This is a genomic window from Sphingomonas sp. MMS24-J45 (assembly GCF_044881195.1).
Lineage (GTDB): Bacteria > Pseudomonadota > Alphaproteobacteria > Sphingomonadales > Sphingomonadaceae > Sphingomonas.
In genome coordinates, this window is sequence record NZ_CP173255.1 from 78,787 (window position 1) to 97,046 (window position 18,260).

An 18,260-nucleotide genomic window follows, 5' to 3' on the forward strand; every position below is an offset into this window, starting at 1 on the left:
TGGTCTGCGCTGGATCCACTAGCATTTTCGCTCGCGCGTCTGCGATCAGTGCCTCGTATCGCTCGTCAGGTGCCGCTGTCGATCGAGCTATCGCAGAAGTCGCAACCAGACATGGCCCGACACAAGCGAGCAGCAAGATCGCAAACGCGCGGAGGTACGGATGCCTCATCATAGCGATCATGCTCACAAAGTCGTTAAAACCCGCCTAAGCGGAAGACAGTTATGGTCAGGCGCTTTTCCAGAAGGTCGCGGGACGTTTGAACATCGATTGACGCGCCTCCTCAAGCGGACGCGCCACGTCCTCATCCAGATAGCGTCGAAAGGCATCGATCGAGACGGGACGGCTGATCAGATACCCCTGGATCATGTCACACCCCATTACCGACAACAGCGCCATGGCCGCTTGCGTTTCGACACCTTCCGCGGTGACTTCCATGTCGAGCGCATGGGCAAGATCGATCGTCGACCGGACAATCAGCGGGTCACGATTGCTGCTCGTCAGTTGCAGCACGAACATCTTGTCGATCTTCAATTCGCGCGCCGGCAATTGCTTGAGATAGGCGAGCGACGACAAGCCCGCGCCATAGTCATCGATCGCGATGGTGATGCCGTGGCCCGCGAAGATCTTCAAATTCGCGATCGCGCAATCCGGGTCGCGGATTACGGCGGTTTCAGTGATTTCAAAGCCGATCTTCGCACCGCCATTGCGGACCTTCTCGCAGGCCGCCTCAACGAACCCGCGGTCGCCCAGCAACTGCCCGGAAATGTTCACGAAAATCGTGAGATCATGCCCATCTTCTGCAATTGTCCGCTGGTCGCGGATGACCTCATCGAGCGTCCAAAGCGTGAGCGCCGAAATCTGCCGCGCTTCCTCGGCAACGGTGATGAAATCGCTCGGCAGGATCAGGCCCCGCGTCGGATGCTGCCATCGCACCAGCGCCTCCGCGCTCGCGACCTTTTGATCGCGCACGTGCAGCTTGGGCTGATATTGCAGGAACATTTCGCCATTTACGATCGCCAGCGGTAGCTCACGCGTCAGGGTGAGCCGGTCGAACGCCGGTGTGCCGACCGACAAATCCCGCAAGACGCTGCGCTGTTCCTGCCGCGCCTCGTCCAAGGCCCCTTCCGCCTCCTCGATCAGCCGCACGTCCTCTGTCATGCCGATCGGAGCACCCGCTGCCCCGATGGCGATCTCGATCGCGTGAAGCTCATTATCGAGGTCAAACGGCGCGGACATTGCCGCCCGCAGAGCCGCATTCCCGGCGTCGAGATCGGCAAAGGACGCACCGTCAAACGAGAGTTCGATCGCGGCGCGCGCGATCACGACCGTTGCCGCGCTTGGTAAAGCGGAGGCGATCCGCCGTTCGAGATCGAGCACCAGGGCATCGGCGCGCGCGCGACCGAGATATCGGCGCAAAGCGGCGAAGTTGGCGATCTCGACGATTGCGACGAAGCCCCAGGTCAGTTCGGGATCGCCCCATTCTGAAGCGACCGGCCGGGTCGCTGCCGACGACACGCCGTGTCCGTCGCTGCGACGACCGATTGGACCTGCAATCTGGGTGCCGTCCAGACCCTCACTAGCGCGTGCAGGCACGGCTTTCGCCGGCCGGCGTTGTGCGGTGAGTGGATGACGCGCGTTTCCCATAGCAATCGCGCTACGCCAAAGGCTTCAACGAAGCGTTAAATGGGCGTGGCGCGCCATGCGCAAGCGGCCGATCTCCAGTTGCTTTGTCCTTAAGATTCCATTAAGAATCTTAGGCACTCGCTTGAGTGCGCAAGGGAGAAACGTAATGTTGAAACTCATCCTGTCGATGGTTTACGGCGAGAGCTCGCGCCCCTGGTAAACCTACCCTTCGATCCGATGCGGAATGATTCGGTTTATTTTTGAGCGGGTTACTTCCACATCGGATCGAAACTCTCCGACGTAGCTCTATGTCGGCTTGGATTATGGATTGACTCCCCGCATGACGCACACGTCCCAATTCGGGACTCCAGCCGGTTCAGACGTCAACACGGTAAAATCCGCATCAACGTGAACAGTTGACCCGAAATTCAATTGCAATTTTTTCGCGACGAACTTACGTCAACGCGTCCAAAAGCCGCACCATGAACGCAGCGCCCCGTTCGAATTGCGCAATTTCCATATATTCGTCGGCTTGATGTGCTTGCTCGATCGACCCGGGTCCGCAGATGATCGTCGAGAACCCCGCCCCCTGAAACTGCCCGGCTTCCGCCGCATAAGCAGCCGCGCGCGCCGGGCCGTTGTCGCCAGCCAGTCGCCGGGCGAGCAGTTCCGCCGCCCCATCAATCTCCGGTGCGAATGAAGGCGTTGCGGAACGGCGCTGGACATGGACTCCAGCGTCGGGGAATTGCCGTTTCAGGGCCGCGTCCTCCTCGGCGCAAGCGGCGAGAAACGGCGAGATAATCGCATCCGGGTCCTGCCCCGGCGGCGTCCGCAAATCGAAGACGAAACTGCACTCGCGCGCAAGAATGTTAACCGCAGTGCCCCCTTGGATCAGCCCGATCGTCAACGTCGCGTGCGGCGGATGATACAGCGACGCGGCCTCACCATGCTCTGCGAGCACAGCCGCCAGGTCGCGAAGCCGCGCCATCAGCCCAACCGCCACCATATTCGCCGAGACGCCGAGGTGCGTCAGGCTCGAATGCGCCTCATGCCCGGTCACCGTCACACGCCAGGTCGAAATCCCCTTATGCCCGCTGACCACCTCCATATTGGTGGGTTCCCCGACGATGACGGCAAGCGGGCTCGGCAGTTCGGTCACGAGTTCGCGGATCATCGATGGGGCACCAAGACAGCCGACCTCCTCGTCATAGGAGAAAGCCAGATGCAGCGGCCGCGCCAGCTGTCCCTTGGCGCAGGCCGGAACCATCGCCAGCGCGAGCGCAAGAAACCCCTTCATGTCGCACGTCCCGCGGCCGTAAAGGCGCTCGCCCCGCTGGGTCAGCGTGAACGGGTCACTGCTCCACGCCTGCCCGTCGACCGGCACGACATCGGTATGCCCGGACAGCACCACGCCGCCCGCCACCGCCGGGCCGACCGTCGCGTAAAGATTGGCCTTGCTGCCCTCGGCATTCGTCACCCGGCGGCTGGCCACTTCATGCTCGGCCAGAAATGCCTCGACATAGCCAATCAGCGCGAGGTTGGAATCGCGCGAAGTGGTGTCAAAGCCGATCAGCGCGTCGAGATGGCCGAGGGCGGAGGCACGCAAGCTACTGGTATCCATGCGCTGACCCTAAGCGCTAACGCCAATGCGTGCCAGTCACCCCGCTTTCGGTTCGTCCCACCCGCCGCCGATCGCCTTGAACAAGGCGACCGTGTCGAGCCGCAACTGCGCATCGCTGGCGACGAGTTGCTCGCGCGCTGTCAGTACCGTAATCTGTGCATCGATCAGCGCATTTTGCGCAACGAAGCCCGTGCGATACTGCGCGTAGACCGCGCGTGCCGCCGCTTCGGCATCGGCCACGGCGCGCTGTAGCGCAGCGTTACGCCGCCGCTCGGCATCGATCCGCGCGAGTGGGTCCTCGACGTCGCGCAAGGCCCCGAGCACGGTGGCCTTGTAGCGCAGATAGGCTTGCTCACGGTCTTCCTTGCGGATGTTGACGGTCGCCTTGCGCCGCCCCCAATCGAGCAGAGGGAAGCTGACGCCGCCGGTGCCAGTCGCCTGAACACTGTCGCGTGACAGCAACGATGCGAGCGAGGTCGACAGGAATTCCGCCATCCCGGTCAGCCGGAACTTCGGATAGAGATCGGCGACCGCCACGCCAATGTCCGCAGTGGAAGCCGCCAATTGCCGCTCGGCCGCGCGAATATCCGGGCGCCGCCGCAGCAGGTCCGAAGGCAGGCCCGCCGGGACGACCGGGATCGCTGCGAGACCGGCGGGCGGTGCGGTCAATTCCGCACTGAGGCTTTCGGGTTCGGCACCCAGCAGGATGCCGATCGCATGGATGCGAACGCGCGCATCGGCACGCAACGGCTCGATCCGCGCCTCCAGGCTGGTGATCGACTGGCGTTGCCGCGTCACGTCGATCTGCGGGCTCAAACCCACCTTGGCGACGTTCCCGGCGATTTCGAGCGCGCGACGCTGCCGCGCCACTTCTTCCTCGACCACGGCAATCTGCGTCTGGTCCTGCCGCAAAGCGAAATAGGCTTGGGCGACTTCGGCGCTCAGCGTAACAGCGGCGTCGCGCTGCGACCAGATTGCAGCGTCGGTCCGCGCGATCGCCCCCTCGACCCCACGCCTGCCGCCGCCGAACAGATCGATTTCCCAGCTCGCGTCAAACCCCGCGGCGAACGTGGTGATCCCGCCGCCCGGCAGCGCAATTCCGCCGCCCGACGAACTCCCGCCCCCGCTGCCGCCCGAAAACAAGCTGGCGAGCGAGGAGAAGCCGGCATTCTTGCTGAATTCGACATGGCTCACATTGCCGACTGCATCCACCGTCGGCCGACCAACCGCATAGGCCGCCATTTCCTGAAGCCGCGCCTGCCGCACGCGCGACGCCGCGATCGCGACGTCCGGGCTGTCCTTCAAGGCTCGCTCGACCAGCGACGTCAGCGTCGCATCCCCGAACGCCGTCCACCACCGTGCGGGATCGACCGCCACGCCAGTGACGCTCGACTGCGGCTCGGCAAAGGTGGGCGGCACCGCCAGCGTCGGTGCCTTATAGTTGGGCCCGACGGTACAGCCAGCCAACATAGCCGCCCCCGCAAGGACGGCTCCAACGGATGAGCGGGTCAATGTCCCATGCCTCCACCACCGCCGCCGGCCTTGCCGGGGCGCATCAGGAATACCAGCGGTGCCACACACAGCACCACGATCATCAACGATTGGAACACGTCGAGAAACGCAAGCATGGCCGCCTGCCGCTGCACCGTCTGATACAGCACGGCAAGCGGCGTCGTCGCATCGCCGAACGCGCCCTGCGCCTGTTGCATCCACTCGTTGTAATTCGGGTTGAGCGGGCTCAGCGGGTTGACCAGATCGGACTGGTGCCGCTGCAGCCCGCCCGCCAGCAACGTCTGCGAAATCGAGATCCCGATCGACCCGCCCAGATTGCGCGAGATGTTGAGCAAGCTCGACGCCTGCGCGGTCTTGTTCTGCGGCAACCCGACATAGGCAACCGCGTTGATCGGCACGAACAGGAATGGCAGCGCCATCGCCTGAAACAGCCGCGCGATCGCCGCATCGTGAAACGTGATGTCGGCGTTCAAATGCGTCATGTTCCAAAGCGCGAAGGCCTGCACGAGCAGCGCTGGAAACAATAACAACCGCACATCCACCTTGCCCGACAAACGTCCCGCAAACGGCACCGCCGCCAGCGTCGCGAGGCCGCCCAATGTCAGCGCCAACCCCGCCTGGAACGACGTGTACCCCAACACCTGCTGCAACATCTGCGGGATAAGCTGCGTCGTGCCGAACAGGATCATGCCAGTCACGCCCATCATTAACAGCGTCAGCGACAGATTGCGGCTTTTCAGGAGCTTTAGGTCGATCACCGGATCGTCGTTATTGAGCTCCCACAACACCAACGCGATCAACGAGACCGCAGAAATCGTCGCGGTCGTGACGATGAAGCTGCTGGCGAACCAATCCTCGCGCAGGCCCCGGTCGAGCGTATATTCGAAGAAGCCCAAGCCCAGCACGATCAGGATGATGCCGATATAATCGATCCGAATCCCGCGCTTCATCAGCTTGGCGTGGTCGTCCTTGATCGCCTTGGGTTCATCGACGAAAAGATTGACCAGGAACAGCGACGCGATCCCGATCGGCACGTTGATCAGGAACACCCAGTGCCAGCTCGAATTTTCGGTGATGTACCCGCCCAGCGTCGGCCCAAGCACCGGCCCCACCACCACCACGATCGCAAAGGCCGCAAACGCCATCCCGCGCAGCCGCGGTGGGAAAGTGTCGGCCAGGATCGATTGCTCGACCGGGGCCAGGCCTCCGCCGCCAATCCCCTGCAACACCCGCGCGATCACCAGCGTCGTCAGATTGGGCGCAAGCCCACACATCAGCGACGACAGCGTGAACAGCGCAATGGAGATCATGAAATAGCGTTTCCGCCCGATCACATCGGACAGCCAGCCGCTGATCGGGATGATGATCGCATTGGCAACGAGATAGCTGGTCAGCACCCAGGTCGCCTGGTCGTTCGAGATCGACAGGCCACCCGCGATATGGTCGAGCGCGACGTTGGCGATCGAGGTGTCGAGCACTTCCATGAAGGTCGGGATCGAGATGATCGCCACGATCAGCCACGGGCTGTAATTGCCCGCCGCCGACCGTGAGGGATCCCAGCCGTCCTGCGCGGCGGCCGTCGCCACCTTAGCGGACCTTCACCGTCGGCACGACCGACATGCCCGGGCCCAGCGGATATTTGCGCGGATCGGGCCCGCCCGGCTTCACGTCGAATTCTATCCGCACCGGCACGCGCTGAACGACTTTCACGTAATTCCCCGTCGCATTCTGCGGCGGCAGCAGCGCGAACGCCTGCCCTGCGCCGCGCTGGACCGAGTCGACATGGCCGGTGAATTCGACGTCAGGATAGGCATCGACCTTGATCGTCACCGGCTGCCCGATCTTCATCTGCTGCAGCTGGGTTTCCTTGAAATTGGCGGTGACCCAGATGTGATCGGGCACGATCGCCATCAATTGCGTGCCCGGCGCGACATAGGAGCCGACATTGACCTGGCGGTTGACGACCTGACCGGACACCGGCGCGGTCAGCCGGTTATCGCCAAGCGTCACATTGGCCTGACGCACCGCCGCCTGCCGCGCCTCGATCACGGCACGCGCCGCCGCAACCTGTCGCTGCGCAACCGCGATATTGGCCGCGGCGCTGTCGATCTGCTGGCGTGCAGCCGCCGCCTCGGCCGCCGTCGAGCGTGCGGCAGCACGTGCTGCATCGAGCTGCTGCCCAGCCACCGCCGCCGGGTCGATCCGGCGCAGCGCCTCGTAGCGGGCCAGATCCTGTTGCGCCTTGGCCGCGCTGGCGAGCGGGGCGCGCGCCTGCGCCGCCGCCTGATCGCGCGTCGCCTGCGCGGCGGCAACTTGTGCGCGCGCCTGTTCGAATTGCGCCTCGGCCTGCTTCACATCGGCGCTCGCCTCCGACAGCCGCGCTTCCGGCCCCGATGCGCTGATCACCGCGAGCAATTGACCAGCCTGGACATGACGGTTGTCGAGGTCGGCAACCTGCTTCAGCGTGCCCGCCACGGTCGGCGAAATGCGCACGATATGCGCATCGACAAACGCATCGTCGGTCGTCTCATACTGTCGCGCATCGAGATAATAGAACACTCCCCCGATCACCGCCGCGCCGACCACCAGCACCAGCACGATCCAGAACAGCGGCTTGCTGAAGATCGAGGGTTTCTTGGGGGCGTCGTCGGGAGTGGAGGTATCGTCTTGCGGCTGCTTGCTCTGGTCGGCGCTCATGAAGGGTCCTGGCGTTCGGCGATCAGCCGGTCGAGAATGGCATCGGTGTTGGCAATAATTCGTTTCGACAGCGTCGTGACCGCGTCGCCATCCATCGTGTCGCGCTTCATCAGCTTCAGCACGGTGGCACGCGAAGCGCGCAAGACCAGGACCTGCCCCGTCAGCGTGATCACCGCGACCCGCGCGGTATCGCGATCATTCAGTCCGGTCGCGATGCACACCAATTCGCACAGCGTTTCGAGCATCCGGCCCATCAGCCCGCCATAGATTCGGTCGAACGCCTCGGTTGGCGCCATCTGCTCGCGCATGATGAACAAGGACCACGCCTCGCTCTTGTCGCCTGCCATCGTGTCGATCATCTGGCACAGCAGGTCGTGAATATAGCGCCTGGCCTCGATCGGGTCGATTTTCGTCGACAGATCGATCTGATCCATGATCGGCGCCATCTCGTCACATACCTGGCAGGCGATATAATCCGCCGCCGCCAGATACAGCCCTTCCTTGCCGCCGTAATGATAGGTAATCGACGACATCGCGGTGCCCGCCGCCGCAGCAATGCCGCGCGTGCTTGCGCCTTCGAGGCCTTTGGCCGCGAATTCCGCGATAGCAATCTCGAGCAGACGGTGTTGTAGCATAATACGCGCCAGTAGTTCGTTCGAACGAACACCGCAAGCGCGAATGTCGCTACCGTGGCATAACCCTTCGCCGCGGCAAGGGTTGCATGGGGGTCAGGCCGAAACCGCTTCGCGCGCCGATGCGACCGGCGCCGGATTGGAAAACTCCATCCCGTCGTCCACCGATCCATAGCGCAGCGCGAGCAAATCGCGCGCATAATTCTGGTGCACGCGCCACGGTGCCTTGCTCCCCTGCTTCGGGAATTTCTCCATCGCGCGCGTGACATAGCCCGAGCTGAAATCGAGGAACGGCGCGGGAGTAAGCTGCGTATCGCCGACGCGCGGCGTCGCCTGCCGCAGGCCGCGTGCCTTCATCGTGTTGAGCAAGCGGCAGACATAGGCGCAGGTAAGGTCCGCCTTCAGCGTCCACGAGGCATTCGTGTAGCCGAACGAGGTCGCCATGTTCGGCAGGTCCGAAAACATCATGCCCTTGTAATTGAAGGTCTTCGACAGATCGACCGGTGCGCCGTCCAGGCTGAACGTAACGTCGCTCAACAACTGTAACTCCAGCCCCGTCGCGGTTACCACCACGTCCGCCGCCAGTTCCTCGCCCGATGCGAGCGCGATGCCGCCGGGGGTGAAATGGTCGATCGTGTCGGTCACAACCGACGCCTTGCCGCTGCGCAACGCGTCGAACAGATCGGAATCGGGCACCAGGCACAACCGCTGGTCCCACGGATTGTATTTCGGCGTGAAGTGCCGGTCGACATCGTACTCCGGCCCCAGTTCGTCGCGCACCATGCCGATCAGGCGGTCCTTCACCTTCGCCGGCCGCTTGCGCGCCATGTTGAAGAAGAACATGCCGAACAGCACGTTGCGCCAGCGGATCAGCCGGTACGCGAGCTTCGACGGTAGCTTTGACCGCAGCCAATTCGCCGCCGCATCCTCCGCCGGGCGCGAGACGACATAGGTGGGGGAGCGCTGCAGCATCGTCACGTGAGCCGCGGTATCGGCCATCGCCGGGATCAGCGTCACCGCGGTCGCACCGCTGCCGATCACCACCACCTTCTTGCCCGCATAATCGAGATCGTCGGGCCAGAATTGCGGATGCACGATCCGCCCGGCGAAGCTCTCAGCGCCCTTCCATTCCGGCGTATGGCCGCGTGCATAATTGTAATAGCCGCTGCACATGAAGAGGAAATTGCAGGTGTAGGCGACCGGACCATCCGGCCCCTCGGCCTCGACCGTCCAGCGCGCGTCGGCGGTCGACCAGGCGGCGCTCTTCACATGATGCTTGAAGCGGATGTGCTGATCGATGCCGAAGTCGCGTGCCGTCTCGCGGACATATTTCAGGATCGACGGCCCATCCGCGATCGCTTTCGCCTCGGTCCACGGTTTGAACGAATAGCCAAGGGTGTACATGTCGGAATCCGAGCGGATCCCGGGATAGCGGAACAGGTCCCACGTCCCGCCCAGATCGGCCCGTCCCTCCAGGATCACATAGGATCGGTCCGGGCTCATCGTCTGAAGATGGTATCCCGCGCCGATGCCGGAGATGCCCGCGCCCACCACCACAACGTCGAAATGTTCGATTATCATACCGGCATTACCCTCTTCCGAGGATACCCAATATTCGATTTTTGCGCCGACGGGAAGCGATCAGTTGCGATCAGAAATCCTTCTTGTAGCGTACCGTGACGTTAGAACCGCCGAACGACCCGGCCTGCGACAGCACGCTCAACGCCTTGGTCAGCGACACCTCCAGCTGCGTAGCGGTAAAGCCGCGCGAGTCGGTGATCACCTCCACATAGATATTGTTGGTGATGTATTTGCCCGCGGCGAGCGAGGTGCCGCGTCCGGTCGCTTCGTCCGCACCCAGAATTCGAAGCCGGTCGATCCCCGCCACCGAGCGCAGCTTGCCGAGCGGATTCAGCCCGCCACCCGACCCGCGCAGCGAATTGAGCGCCGAGGCAAGCTGGATCGCCTGGATCGCCGACAAATTGGTCACGGATTCCCCGAACAACAAGCGGCTCAGCACTTCATCTTGCGGCAGCGCAGGCGTCGAGGCGAACGCGATCTGCGGTTTCTGGCCCGTGCCGGTCACGTCGATCACCACGGTGATGTCGTTGGTCGTCGTTGTCGCACTCAGCGCGATCTGCGGATCAGTCAGCGCACCACCGTCGAAGCGGATGTCGCCCTTGGTCACGTCGAAACGCTTGCCCGCGAAGGAATAGGTGCCGCGCACGATCTGCAGCCGCCCGATGATCCTTGGCGCGGCAGAGGTGCCCTGGACGCGCAGGTCCATCTCCCACTCGGACTCGAGCCCCATGCCGGACACGAACAATTGATTGTCCGCCCGCACCCGCAGATCGAGCTTGAACAGCCCGACCGGAGCCTCGGCCGGTGCGGCTGCGGCAGCCTTGACCAGATCGCTCTTGCGACGAACCCCGGTCAATTCGGCCACTTCGGCCTGGCCCTGGCGGATGATCTCATAGCGCGCCTCCGGGATGCGCAAGTCGCCCTTGATCAGCCCGCCATTCGCCTTGCTGTTGGTCACCGCGATCGTGCCCGTCGCCGTCGCGCCGAGCGCGTCGCTTCGCGCCAGCCGCGCGTTGTTGAGCGTCGCGCGGAAATCGATCGGGAAGCCCGCCGCCGAGGAGAAACCGACAGACCCCTGCGCCTGCACCGTTCCCTCGCCCGCACGTGCGCTGAGCTGCGTGATCTCCAGCCGATCGGCGGTAAAGCGCCCCGCCAGCTTCATCTGCGTCAGCCGCGTACCATAGGTTTCATTGTCATATGTGAGCGAATCCGCGCGCACCAGTCCGGTCAATTGCGGCACATCCACCCGCCCGCCGAAATCGGCCGCCAGCGCGATCGGCCCCGTCAGATGTTGGCGGGACAACCCTGCAAAGGAAAACAGCACCGCCGACGGCCCGTTATAGCGAATCCCGCCCGACAGCGGCGCAGACATCAGCCGCTCGGTCCAGCTCGCGCCGCCGCCCAGCGGCCGCAGCGCCGCGACCAGCCGCCCGACGGTCGCACCGCCCCGCTGGATCAGCGCGCGGGCGTCGCCGCCGGCATCGCTCAGCCCGACTTGCGCAATCAGGTCGACCGGTTCCGAAACGCTGGCCAGGCTTGACCGCGTGAAGTTTTGCACGCGGAACTGCCCGGCGATCTGCGGCACCGATGCGCCGCGCGGTTGGGTATAGTCGAGCGACCCGGTCGCCGACCCGCCCAGCCCGAGATCGGGAATCAAGGCATTGGCCACCGACAGATCGAGCGCATCGAGCCGCAGTTTCGCCGACAGACCATTGCCATAATCCGCCGCGATCCGCGCCGACCCCGCGCCCTTGCCCGCGCCGAATGCAATTTGCGTCGGCTGCAGGCGGTAGACGCCACGTTCGATCGCGATCCGTGCCGGCGTTGCGGTCTTGAAGTCGATCCCGTTGGCCTGGCCCTGCGTCGCGACCAGCCACAGGTTCGGGCTGAGCCGCGCATTGGCCGCGACGCGGAACGGCACGCCGTTGGACCCTTGCGCCACCATCTGCGCCGTCCCGTTGCCGCCGGTATAGTCGATCTTGGCGCGCGCGCTGGACAGGACGGTCGGGCCGTATCGCAGATCGGCAACTTGCGCGTCAGCCAGAATCTGCGGGGCCTTCGCATACAGCACCGCGCGCGCGTTGATGATCGCGCGCCCGATCGTGAAATCGACCGCACCCGGAATCTTGGCATTGTTCGCCCGCGCCGCCACGTCGACGCGCTGCACTGACCCTTGCGCACCAAGCAGAGCCGCGCCGCTGACGCCCGATCCGGCAAAGGTCACGCGTCCGCCAAACGGCCCGCTGGCGAGTTGCTGGACGCGCCCCTTGAAATCCACACCTGCGAAGCGCGCATTGCGGATATCGACGGTCAATTGCTTGGCCGGCGCTACCAGCAGATCGGCGCTAAACGGCCCATATTGCGTGCCGCCCGTGGCGTTCACCGCATAAGCCGCCCCCGTCCCGCGCACGCGCGCTTCAAGATTGACGAGGCCAACCCCGACGCCCGGCCGCGGCGCGCGCAGCAGGACTACCGGCTGCGTCGCAGTCCCCGAAACCCGCGCGAACAGCGGGCCGTAGGCGGTCGAATAGGCATCGGCATCGACCAGCAACGGCCCACGCGGATCATACCGTCCCTGCCCCCGCGTCACGCGGAATTGCGGCGCGTTCAGCCGCAGATTGCGGAAGGTGATGATGCCGTTGGGATCATAGCCGACATCCGCCGTCGCCACGGCATTCCCGCCGAGGAAGCTCCGCGCGCCTTCGTTGAAGATCTGCGAGGTCCGCGCCGCGACATGCCCGGTAATCCCGAACCCGCCGCTCGGCACCGTCACCAACTTCGCATCGGTGCGCAGCGAAACGATCCCGACCCCGTCAATCCGGTAATCGTTCACCCGCCCGTTGAGCGCGCCGCGATACATGCCCGTCGCGAGGTCGGCCACGACCAAGGCTGTCGCATCGATCTTGCGCGATCGGATCTTCAGATTGTCGGACAGCAGCTTGCCCTTCGCGATCGCGAAGTCGCCATTGATCGCGACGTTGTCGAGCAAGCCGCCCGCCGCCGCGTTCAGCCCCGTCACGCGCACCGCCCGCGCCGCCACCGGCACGATGATATGGTCGGTATCGATCCTCGCCAGGCCGGAGGCATAGAGCCGCTCGACCCGCGTCTCGCCAAAGCCAAGCACGCCCGCCGTCACGACGTAATTGACGGTCGGAGTCGCGAATTTGCCGTCGAGCACCAAGCGCGCCGCAACATCGCGGCCGTTCAGATTAGGCGCGATCGCACCGGGCGTCAGCAAGCGCGCATCGACCGCGAATTGCCCGAAGGTGCTCGCCGCAAAATCGAGCAAACCCTTGGCATCCAACGCCAGCGCGTCCGACCGCGCCGTTGCTGACAGCGTCATCTTGCGCTGATCGAGCGTCGCATCGGCCGCAACATCCAGTTTCGGCGCGGTCAGCCGCGCGAGCGGGTTCGTCGGGGTCGCTTCATCCTTGGGCGCGCCACCGGGATAGAGTCCCGGATTGGCCGAACCGCGCACGGTAAAGCGCCCGCTATTCGCCGTCAGCGCGAGATCGGCGAAGGATGCGCCGCCAAGCGTCCCCGAAGCCTTGCCGGTCCAGGCCGTCCAGCTACCCTTGCCACCGACGGTGAAGTCCACCGGTGCCTTGATCCCGCTCATCGCCGCGACCACGCCGTCTGCGGGCGCGGTCAGTCGCGTATCGACATCGAGCAGATCCCGGTCAGGCACGGCGTCCAGCTTCAGCCGCAACCGGTCACCCCCGGCCACGCCCGCGCCACGCAAAGCCGCGACATCGACGGCCATCTGCGCCCGCCGGTCGGCGATGTGCGTCGCCCCGTCGATCTTCAGGATATGTACCGCGCCCGTCACCGGCTTCGCGAGGATCATGCGCTCGACCGTCAGCCGCCCGATATCGATGTCCAGGTCAGGCAGGATCGGTGCGTTCGGGTCGCTCGGCACCGGGGTGAATACCGGCGAGCGCTTCATCGTCACCAGCGCCGCCTGCGCCGATCGCACGTCGATATGGTTGCTGAGATATGCAAACGGCCGCCAATCGACCGCGATCCGCGGGGAACTCAGGAACACGCCCTGCGGATCGCTAACCCGCACGTCGGTCAGTACCATCGCGCCGTAGAGCGACCCCTCGATCCGCCCGACCTTGATGTTGAGGCCCGAGGCGGTCTTGTAATCCCCCAGATAGTTCGCGATCACCCGCCGCCCGGGCGACGTGTTGAGGCCGAGCACCAGCAACCCGACCAACGCGACCAGTCCCGCGACCGCGATCCCGGTCCATTTCAACACACGCTGCCACACCGGCGTGCGCGCCACGACTACTGCTTCGTCGGCCATCAGAACGCTTGTCCGATCGAAATGTAGAGCGCGACCTTTCCGTCGCCCTTGCGCGGGTTCAGCGGCGTCGCGACGTCCACGCGCAGCGGCCCGAAATTGGTGTAGAAGCGCCCGCCGATCCCGGCACCGAAGCGCAAGTCGCTCCCCTTGGGAAGCGAACTTTCATAGGCGTTGCCGCCGTCGAGGAACGGCACGATGCCGAAATTGCCGAAGCGATAGCGCGCCTCGACCGCGAATTCGTTGATCGATCGCCCGCCGACCGGGTTGCCATCCGGATCAAGCGGCCCGAGCCGTTGGAAACCATAGCCGCGCACGGACCCGCCGCCGCCGCCATAATAGCGCCGCGACGGCGCGAGATCGTCACGTCCCGTCCCCGCGATCGACCCGGCGCGCACGCGGCCCGCCAGCACGATGCTGTCGCCAATCGGATAATAGCCGCTCGCCTCGATCAGCGTGCGTGCGTAGGGCCGCACCGCGCCGCGCACCGATGTCTCCGGGCTCAGGCTCAGTTTCAGCCGGTATCCCTTGGTCGGGTTGAGCAGGCTGTCCGACCGGTCGAACTCGACCTGCCCCGGCAGGGCCGCGATGAAATAGGTTCCGCGTTTGCGCGCACCCAAGCCGAAATCATACACGCTCTCGTTCGTGCCGGTCAGCTCGAAGCCATACGCGTAAGTGAATTTCTTCTGCCAGATCGGCGTCGAATCGTAGGAAATCCGCCCTGACACCGTCGTGGTGAAGGCGTCGAATGCGTCGTAATTCGAATGGTTCGCACCCGCCGTCAGCGTCACGGTCCGGTCGCGCCGGCCCGCATTGGAGCGGCGGAATGTGGCGGTTGCCCCCTGCTCCTGCGTCCCCGCCACCGCAGTCACGATCAACGCGCCTTCAGGTGGGAAGAGGTTGCGATGCGTAAACGACCCTTCGAGGCGAATCCCTTGCCCGGTGCTATACCCGCCGCTCACCGCGAGCGACCGCGGCGGCCCGCGCTCCTGCTCGATCAGCAGATTGACCTGCTCGGTGCCGTCGGGATTGATGTTGCCGGTCCGCAGCGGCTCGACCGACACGGTGGAGAACAACCCCGTCGCCACCAAAGCTTCGCGCAGATCATCGACCTTGCGATTGTCGTATAGCTCCCCCGGCTTGAAGCGCGTCAGCACGCTGATATGCTCAGCCCCGAACGCCAGCCGACCTTCGGTGGTAAAGGTCCCGAATGACGATCGCGGCCCGGTATCAACCGGCAGCGTGTACGCTCCCGTCCCCGCCGCATCGTCCAGCAAAATGTCACGCTGCCCGACCTTGGTGAAGGGATAGCCCCGCTGCGGCAGGATCAGCGCGACATTCGCCTCCGCCGCCTGCACGCGCGTGGCATCGATCGGCTCGCCGATCTTGAGCGGCAACTGGCTTTCGATCAGGCCCGCCGGCACCGTTGGCTTCGCCTGCACGGTGATCGATCCCAGCGTATATTGCTTACCCGGCGTGGCCGAGACGACCGCGCGCACGCGCCCCGTCTCGCCCGGAATCTGTTCGAGCGTCGAAACCGCCGTGCCGTCATAATAGCCGAGCGACTTCATCAGCCGCACCGCCAGCGCCTCATCCTCGCGCGCGCGGGCCGAAACGACGGTCGCGTTGGGCGCCTTGCCGCCGCCGTCCTTCAACGCGGACAAGCCGTTGAACTGGCCTTTCAGACCGATCTCATCGAGCCCGCGAAGTTCCGTGTCATAGCGAATCTCCGGCGCCTTCGTGTCCGCGACGGTCGCGGAATTCAGCGGCGTCGTGTCGAACCCCGAAAGCGCGGGGAGCGGCTGCGTCAATTCGGCCGGAGCGGCCGCGTCGGGTACCGAAGGTGTCGTCGGCGTGATCGGTTCTAGCGGCGCGTTTATGTCGCTCGACAGCGGCGGCAGCGCCTTCTCAAACGCCTCGTCGGGAACGATCGGCGGCTCCGCCGGTTGCTGCAGGGATGGCGGAGTGGGGACCACGACCGGCGATGCGGGCGAAGCGGATTGTGCCTGCGCCGCCAGCGCCATCGCGGTCACGCTTGTCGAAAGTGTCAGTAGAAACAAGTGTTTGCGTCCCCGCTTTATCGCACAGGTGCTACGCAAACAGCCCGTACCTCATTCTCGCAACGCGCGAAGGGCCGTTCGTTTCCCTAAGCCGCCTTTAATTTCAAGCGATAGGCGTGGAGCAGCGGCTCGGTATAGCCGTTCGGCTGCTCCACGCCCTCGAATACCAGCGCGCGCGCCGCCTGCAAGGCAAGGCTCTCGGGATGCCCCGCCATCGGCCGATACAACGGATCGCTCGCATTCTGCGCATCGACCTTTGCCGCCATGCGCTCGAACGCGGCATCCACCTCCGCGCGGGTCGCCACACCGTGGAGCAGCCAGTTGGCGATATGCTGCGACGAAATACGCAGCGTCGCGCGATCCTCCATCAGGCCGATGTCGTGGATGTCGGGCACCTTGGAGCACCCGACGCCCTGATCGATCCAGCGCACGACATAGCCGAGGATGCCCTGCGCGTTATTGTCGAGTTCCGCACGCACCTCCTCCAGCGTCCAGTTGCGCCCCTGCGCGACCGGCACGGCGAGCAAGCGATCGAGCCCCGGCACGGCTTCCTGCGCGATCTCCCTCTGCCGCGCAAACACGTCGACCTTGTGATAATGCATCGCGTGCAGCGTCGCGGCGGTGGGCGACGGCACCCAAGCGGTATTCGCGCCAGACATCGGATGGCCGATCTTCTGCTCCATCATGTCGGCCATCCGGTCGGGTGCCGCCCACATGCCCTTGCCGATCTGCGCCCGCCCCGCGAACCCGGCGGCAAGCCCGATGCGAACGTTGCGATCCTCATACGCCTTGATCCAGTCGCTCGCCTTCATCTCGGCCTTGGGGATCATCGGCCCGGCGCGCATCGCGGTGTGCATTTCGTCCCCGGTGCGATCGAGAAAGCCGGTGTTGATGAACACGACCCGGTCCTTCACCGCGTGGATGCACGCGGCAAGGTTCGCCGACGTCCGACGCTCCTCATCCATCACGCCGACCTTTACGGTATGGCGCGCAAGGCCGAGCAAATCCTCGACCGCGTCGAACAGGTCGTTGGTGAAGGCAGCCTCGTCTGGCCCGTGCATCTTCGGCTTGACGATATAAACCGATCCGGCGCGGCTGTTCCGGAACTTCCCCAGCCCACGCAGGTCGTACAGCGCGATGGTGCTGGTCACGATCGCGTCGAGAATCCCCTCCGGCGCCTCGCTGCCGTCCGCCAGGCGGATCGCCGGGTTGGTCATCAAATGCCCGACATTGCGCACGAACAGCAGCGAGCGCCCCGGCAACGTCAGCCCGTCGTCATAGACCCGATCGGGATTGAGCCGCCGCGTCACTGACTTCCCGCCCTTGTCGAACGTGTCGGACAGATCGCCCTGCATCAGTCCGAGCCAGTTCGAATAGGCCGCGACCTTGTCCTCGGCATCCACCGCCGCGACCGAATCCTCGAGATCGCAAATCGTCGTCAGCGCGGATTCAAGGATTACGTCGGCGATATGCGCCGGATCATCGCGCCCGATCGGATGCGCCGGATCGACCACGACCTCAATATGCAACCCGTTATTGGCGAACAGGTAAGACGCGCCCTTCCGCCCGACGAGCTGCGCCGGGTTGCGCAGCACCGGCGCGTCGTCATTGAGCAGCTCTTCCCACCGCCCGTGCGCCAACGGCACCGCTTGGTCGAGAAAAGCCTTCGCCGCAGCCACCACCTGTCGCCCACGTACTGGATCATAGCCGCCCGGCACCGCCATCCCCGGCAACGCATCGGTGCCGTAGAATGCGTCGTACAGGCTCCCCCACCGCGCATTTGCGGCGTTGAGCAGGAAGCGCGCGTTGAGGATCGGCACGACCAGCTGCGGCCCGGCCATCGTCGCCACCTCGGCATCGACATTCTCGGTGCCGATCGTGAAGGGCGAAGGCTCGGGCACGAGATAGCCGATCTCGCGCAGATACGCCTCATCGACCGCCTCACCCGCCTGATAGCGCGCATCGATCTTTGCCTGCAGGTCGTCGCGCGCCGCCAGCAGAGCGCGGTTGCGCGGCGCGAAGGTGGCGTAGATCGCCGCCACGCCCTGCCACCAGCCCGCCGCATCGATCCCAAGCCCCGGCAGCACCCGCTCTTCGATAAAGCTGGCGAGCGGAGCGGCAACCGAAAGGCCGGCGCGGTCGAGCATGTCGGGCATAAATCCTCCTTGGGTACGTCGATCGGCCTGGGGAGGGCTGGCTCCGCTTAGGCCAGCAAGCCCGCCCGCAT

The 18,260-nt window shown here is 64.7% G+C and carries 10 protein-coding genes; all 10 read right to left on the reverse strand.

All coding sequences use genetic code 11. From position 1 onward, the window contains the following. Positions 1-226: 226 nt before the first annotated feature. The 10 genes from AB5I39_RS00420 to AB5I39_RS00465 all read right to left on the reverse strand — a co-directional run bounded on the left by AB5I39_RS00420 (position 227) and on the right by AB5I39_RS00465 (position 18,189). Positions 227-1,516 carry an EAL domain-containing protein gene (locus tag AB5I39_RS00420; protein ID WP_404369859.1) on the reverse strand — a complete coding sequence of 430 codons (1,290 nt, stop codon included), beginning with the start codon at positions 1,514-1,516 and terminating at the stop codon, positions 227-229. Positions 1,517-2,078: 562 nt separating this feature from the next. Beyond that, positions 2,079-3,245: an acetylornithine deacetylase gene (gene argE / locus AB5I39_RS00425; RefSeq protein WP_404369861.1), complete on the reverse strand. Its 1,167-nt coding sequence runs from the start codon at positions 3,243-3,245 to the stop codon at positions 2,079-2,081. A gap of 36 nt (positions 3,246-3,281) precedes the next feature. Next, positions 3,282-4,715 (reverse strand): efflux transporter outer membrane subunit, encoded by a 1,434-nt coding sequence (locus AB5I39_RS00430; RefSeq protein WP_404369863.1) that lies wholly within the window; start codon positions 4,713-4,715, stop codon positions 3,282-3,284. Positions 4,716-4,753: 38 nt separating this feature from the next. After that, the gene (locus AB5I39_RS00435) at positions 4,754-6,343 is read right to left on the reverse strand and encodes a DHA2 family efflux MFS transporter permease subunit (protein WP_404369865.1); all 1,590 of its coding nucleotides are present in this window, start codon (positions 6,341-6,343) and stop codon (positions 4,754-4,756) included. A 1-nt stretch (position 6,344) separates the two neighbouring features. Next, positions 6,345-7,454: an HlyD family secretion protein gene (locus AB5I39_RS00440; RefSeq protein WP_404369867.1), complete on the reverse strand. Its 1,110-nt coding sequence runs from the start codon at positions 7,452-7,454 to the stop codon at positions 6,345-6,347. Next, positions 7,451-8,089 (reverse strand): CerR family C-terminal domain-containing protein, encoded by a 639-nt coding sequence (locus AB5I39_RS00445; protein WP_404369869.1) that lies wholly within the window; start codon positions 8,087-8,089, stop codon positions 7,451-7,453. Before AB5I39_RS00445 ends, AB5I39_RS00440 begins: the two co-directional genes overlap by 4 nt. A 93-nt stretch (positions 8,090-8,182) precedes the next feature. After that, positions 8,183-9,667, reverse strand: a complete 1,485-nt coding sequence (locus AB5I39_RS00450) for a flavin-containing monooxygenase (RefSeq protein WP_404369871.1) — start codon at positions 9,665-9,667, stop codon at positions 8,183-8,185. 70 nt (positions 9,668-9,737) lie between these two features. Continuing rightward, positions 9,738-13,976: a translocation/assembly module TamB domain-containing protein gene (locus AB5I39_RS00455; protein ID WP_404369873.1), complete on the reverse strand. Its 4,239-nt coding sequence runs from the start codon at positions 13,974-13,976 to the stop codon at positions 9,738-9,740. Further along, positions 13,976-15,997 carry an autotransporter assembly complex family protein gene (locus tag AB5I39_RS00460; protein ID WP_404373933.1) on the reverse strand — a complete coding sequence of 674 codons (2,022 nt, stop codon included), beginning with the start codon at positions 15,995-15,997 and terminating at the stop codon, positions 13,976-13,978. The genes AB5I39_RS00455 and AB5I39_RS00460 overlap by 1 nt, the downstream gene beginning before the upstream one ends. Before the next feature lie 122 nt (positions 15,998-16,119). Beyond that, positions 16,120-18,189 (reverse strand): malate synthase G, encoded by a 2,070-nt coding sequence (locus AB5I39_RS00465; RefSeq protein ID WP_404369875.1) that lies wholly within the window; start codon positions 18,187-18,189, stop codon positions 16,120-16,122. Between the last annotated feature and the right edge of the window lie 71 nt (positions 18,190-18,260).

Coding starts and splice junctions, on each gene's coding strand:
- AB5I39_RS00430 (WP_404369863.1), bottom strand. CDS start 4,715: ATGTTGGCTGGCTGTACCGTCGGGCCCAACTATAAGGCACCGACGCTG.
- argE (WP_404369861.1), bottom strand. CDS start 3,245: ATGGATACCAGTAGCTTGCGTGCCTCCGCCCTCGGCCATCTCGACGCG.
- AB5I39_RS00445 (WP_404369869.1), bottom strand. CDS start 8,089: ATGCTACAACACCGTCTGCTCGAGATTGCTATCGCGGAATTCGCGGCC.
- AB5I39_RS00460 (WP_404373933.1), bottom strand. CDS start 15,997: ATGGCGCTGGCGGCGCAGGCACAATCCGCTTCGCCCGCATCGCCGGTC.
- AB5I39_RS00440 (WP_404369867.1), bottom strand. CDS start 7,454: ATGAGCGCCGACCAGAGCAAGCAGCCGCAAGACGATACCTCCACTCCC.
- AB5I39_RS00450 (WP_404369871.1), bottom strand. CDS start 9,667: ATGATAATCGAACATTTCGACGTTGTGGTGGTGGGCGCGGGCATCTCC.
- AB5I39_RS00465 (WP_404369875.1), bottom strand. CDS start 18,189: ATGCCCGACATGCTCGACCGCGCCGGCCTTTCGGTTGCCGCTCCGCTC.
- AB5I39_RS00455 (WP_404369873.1), bottom strand. CDS start 13,976: ATGGCCGACGAAGCAGTAGTCGTGGCGCGCACGCCGGTGTGGCAGCGT.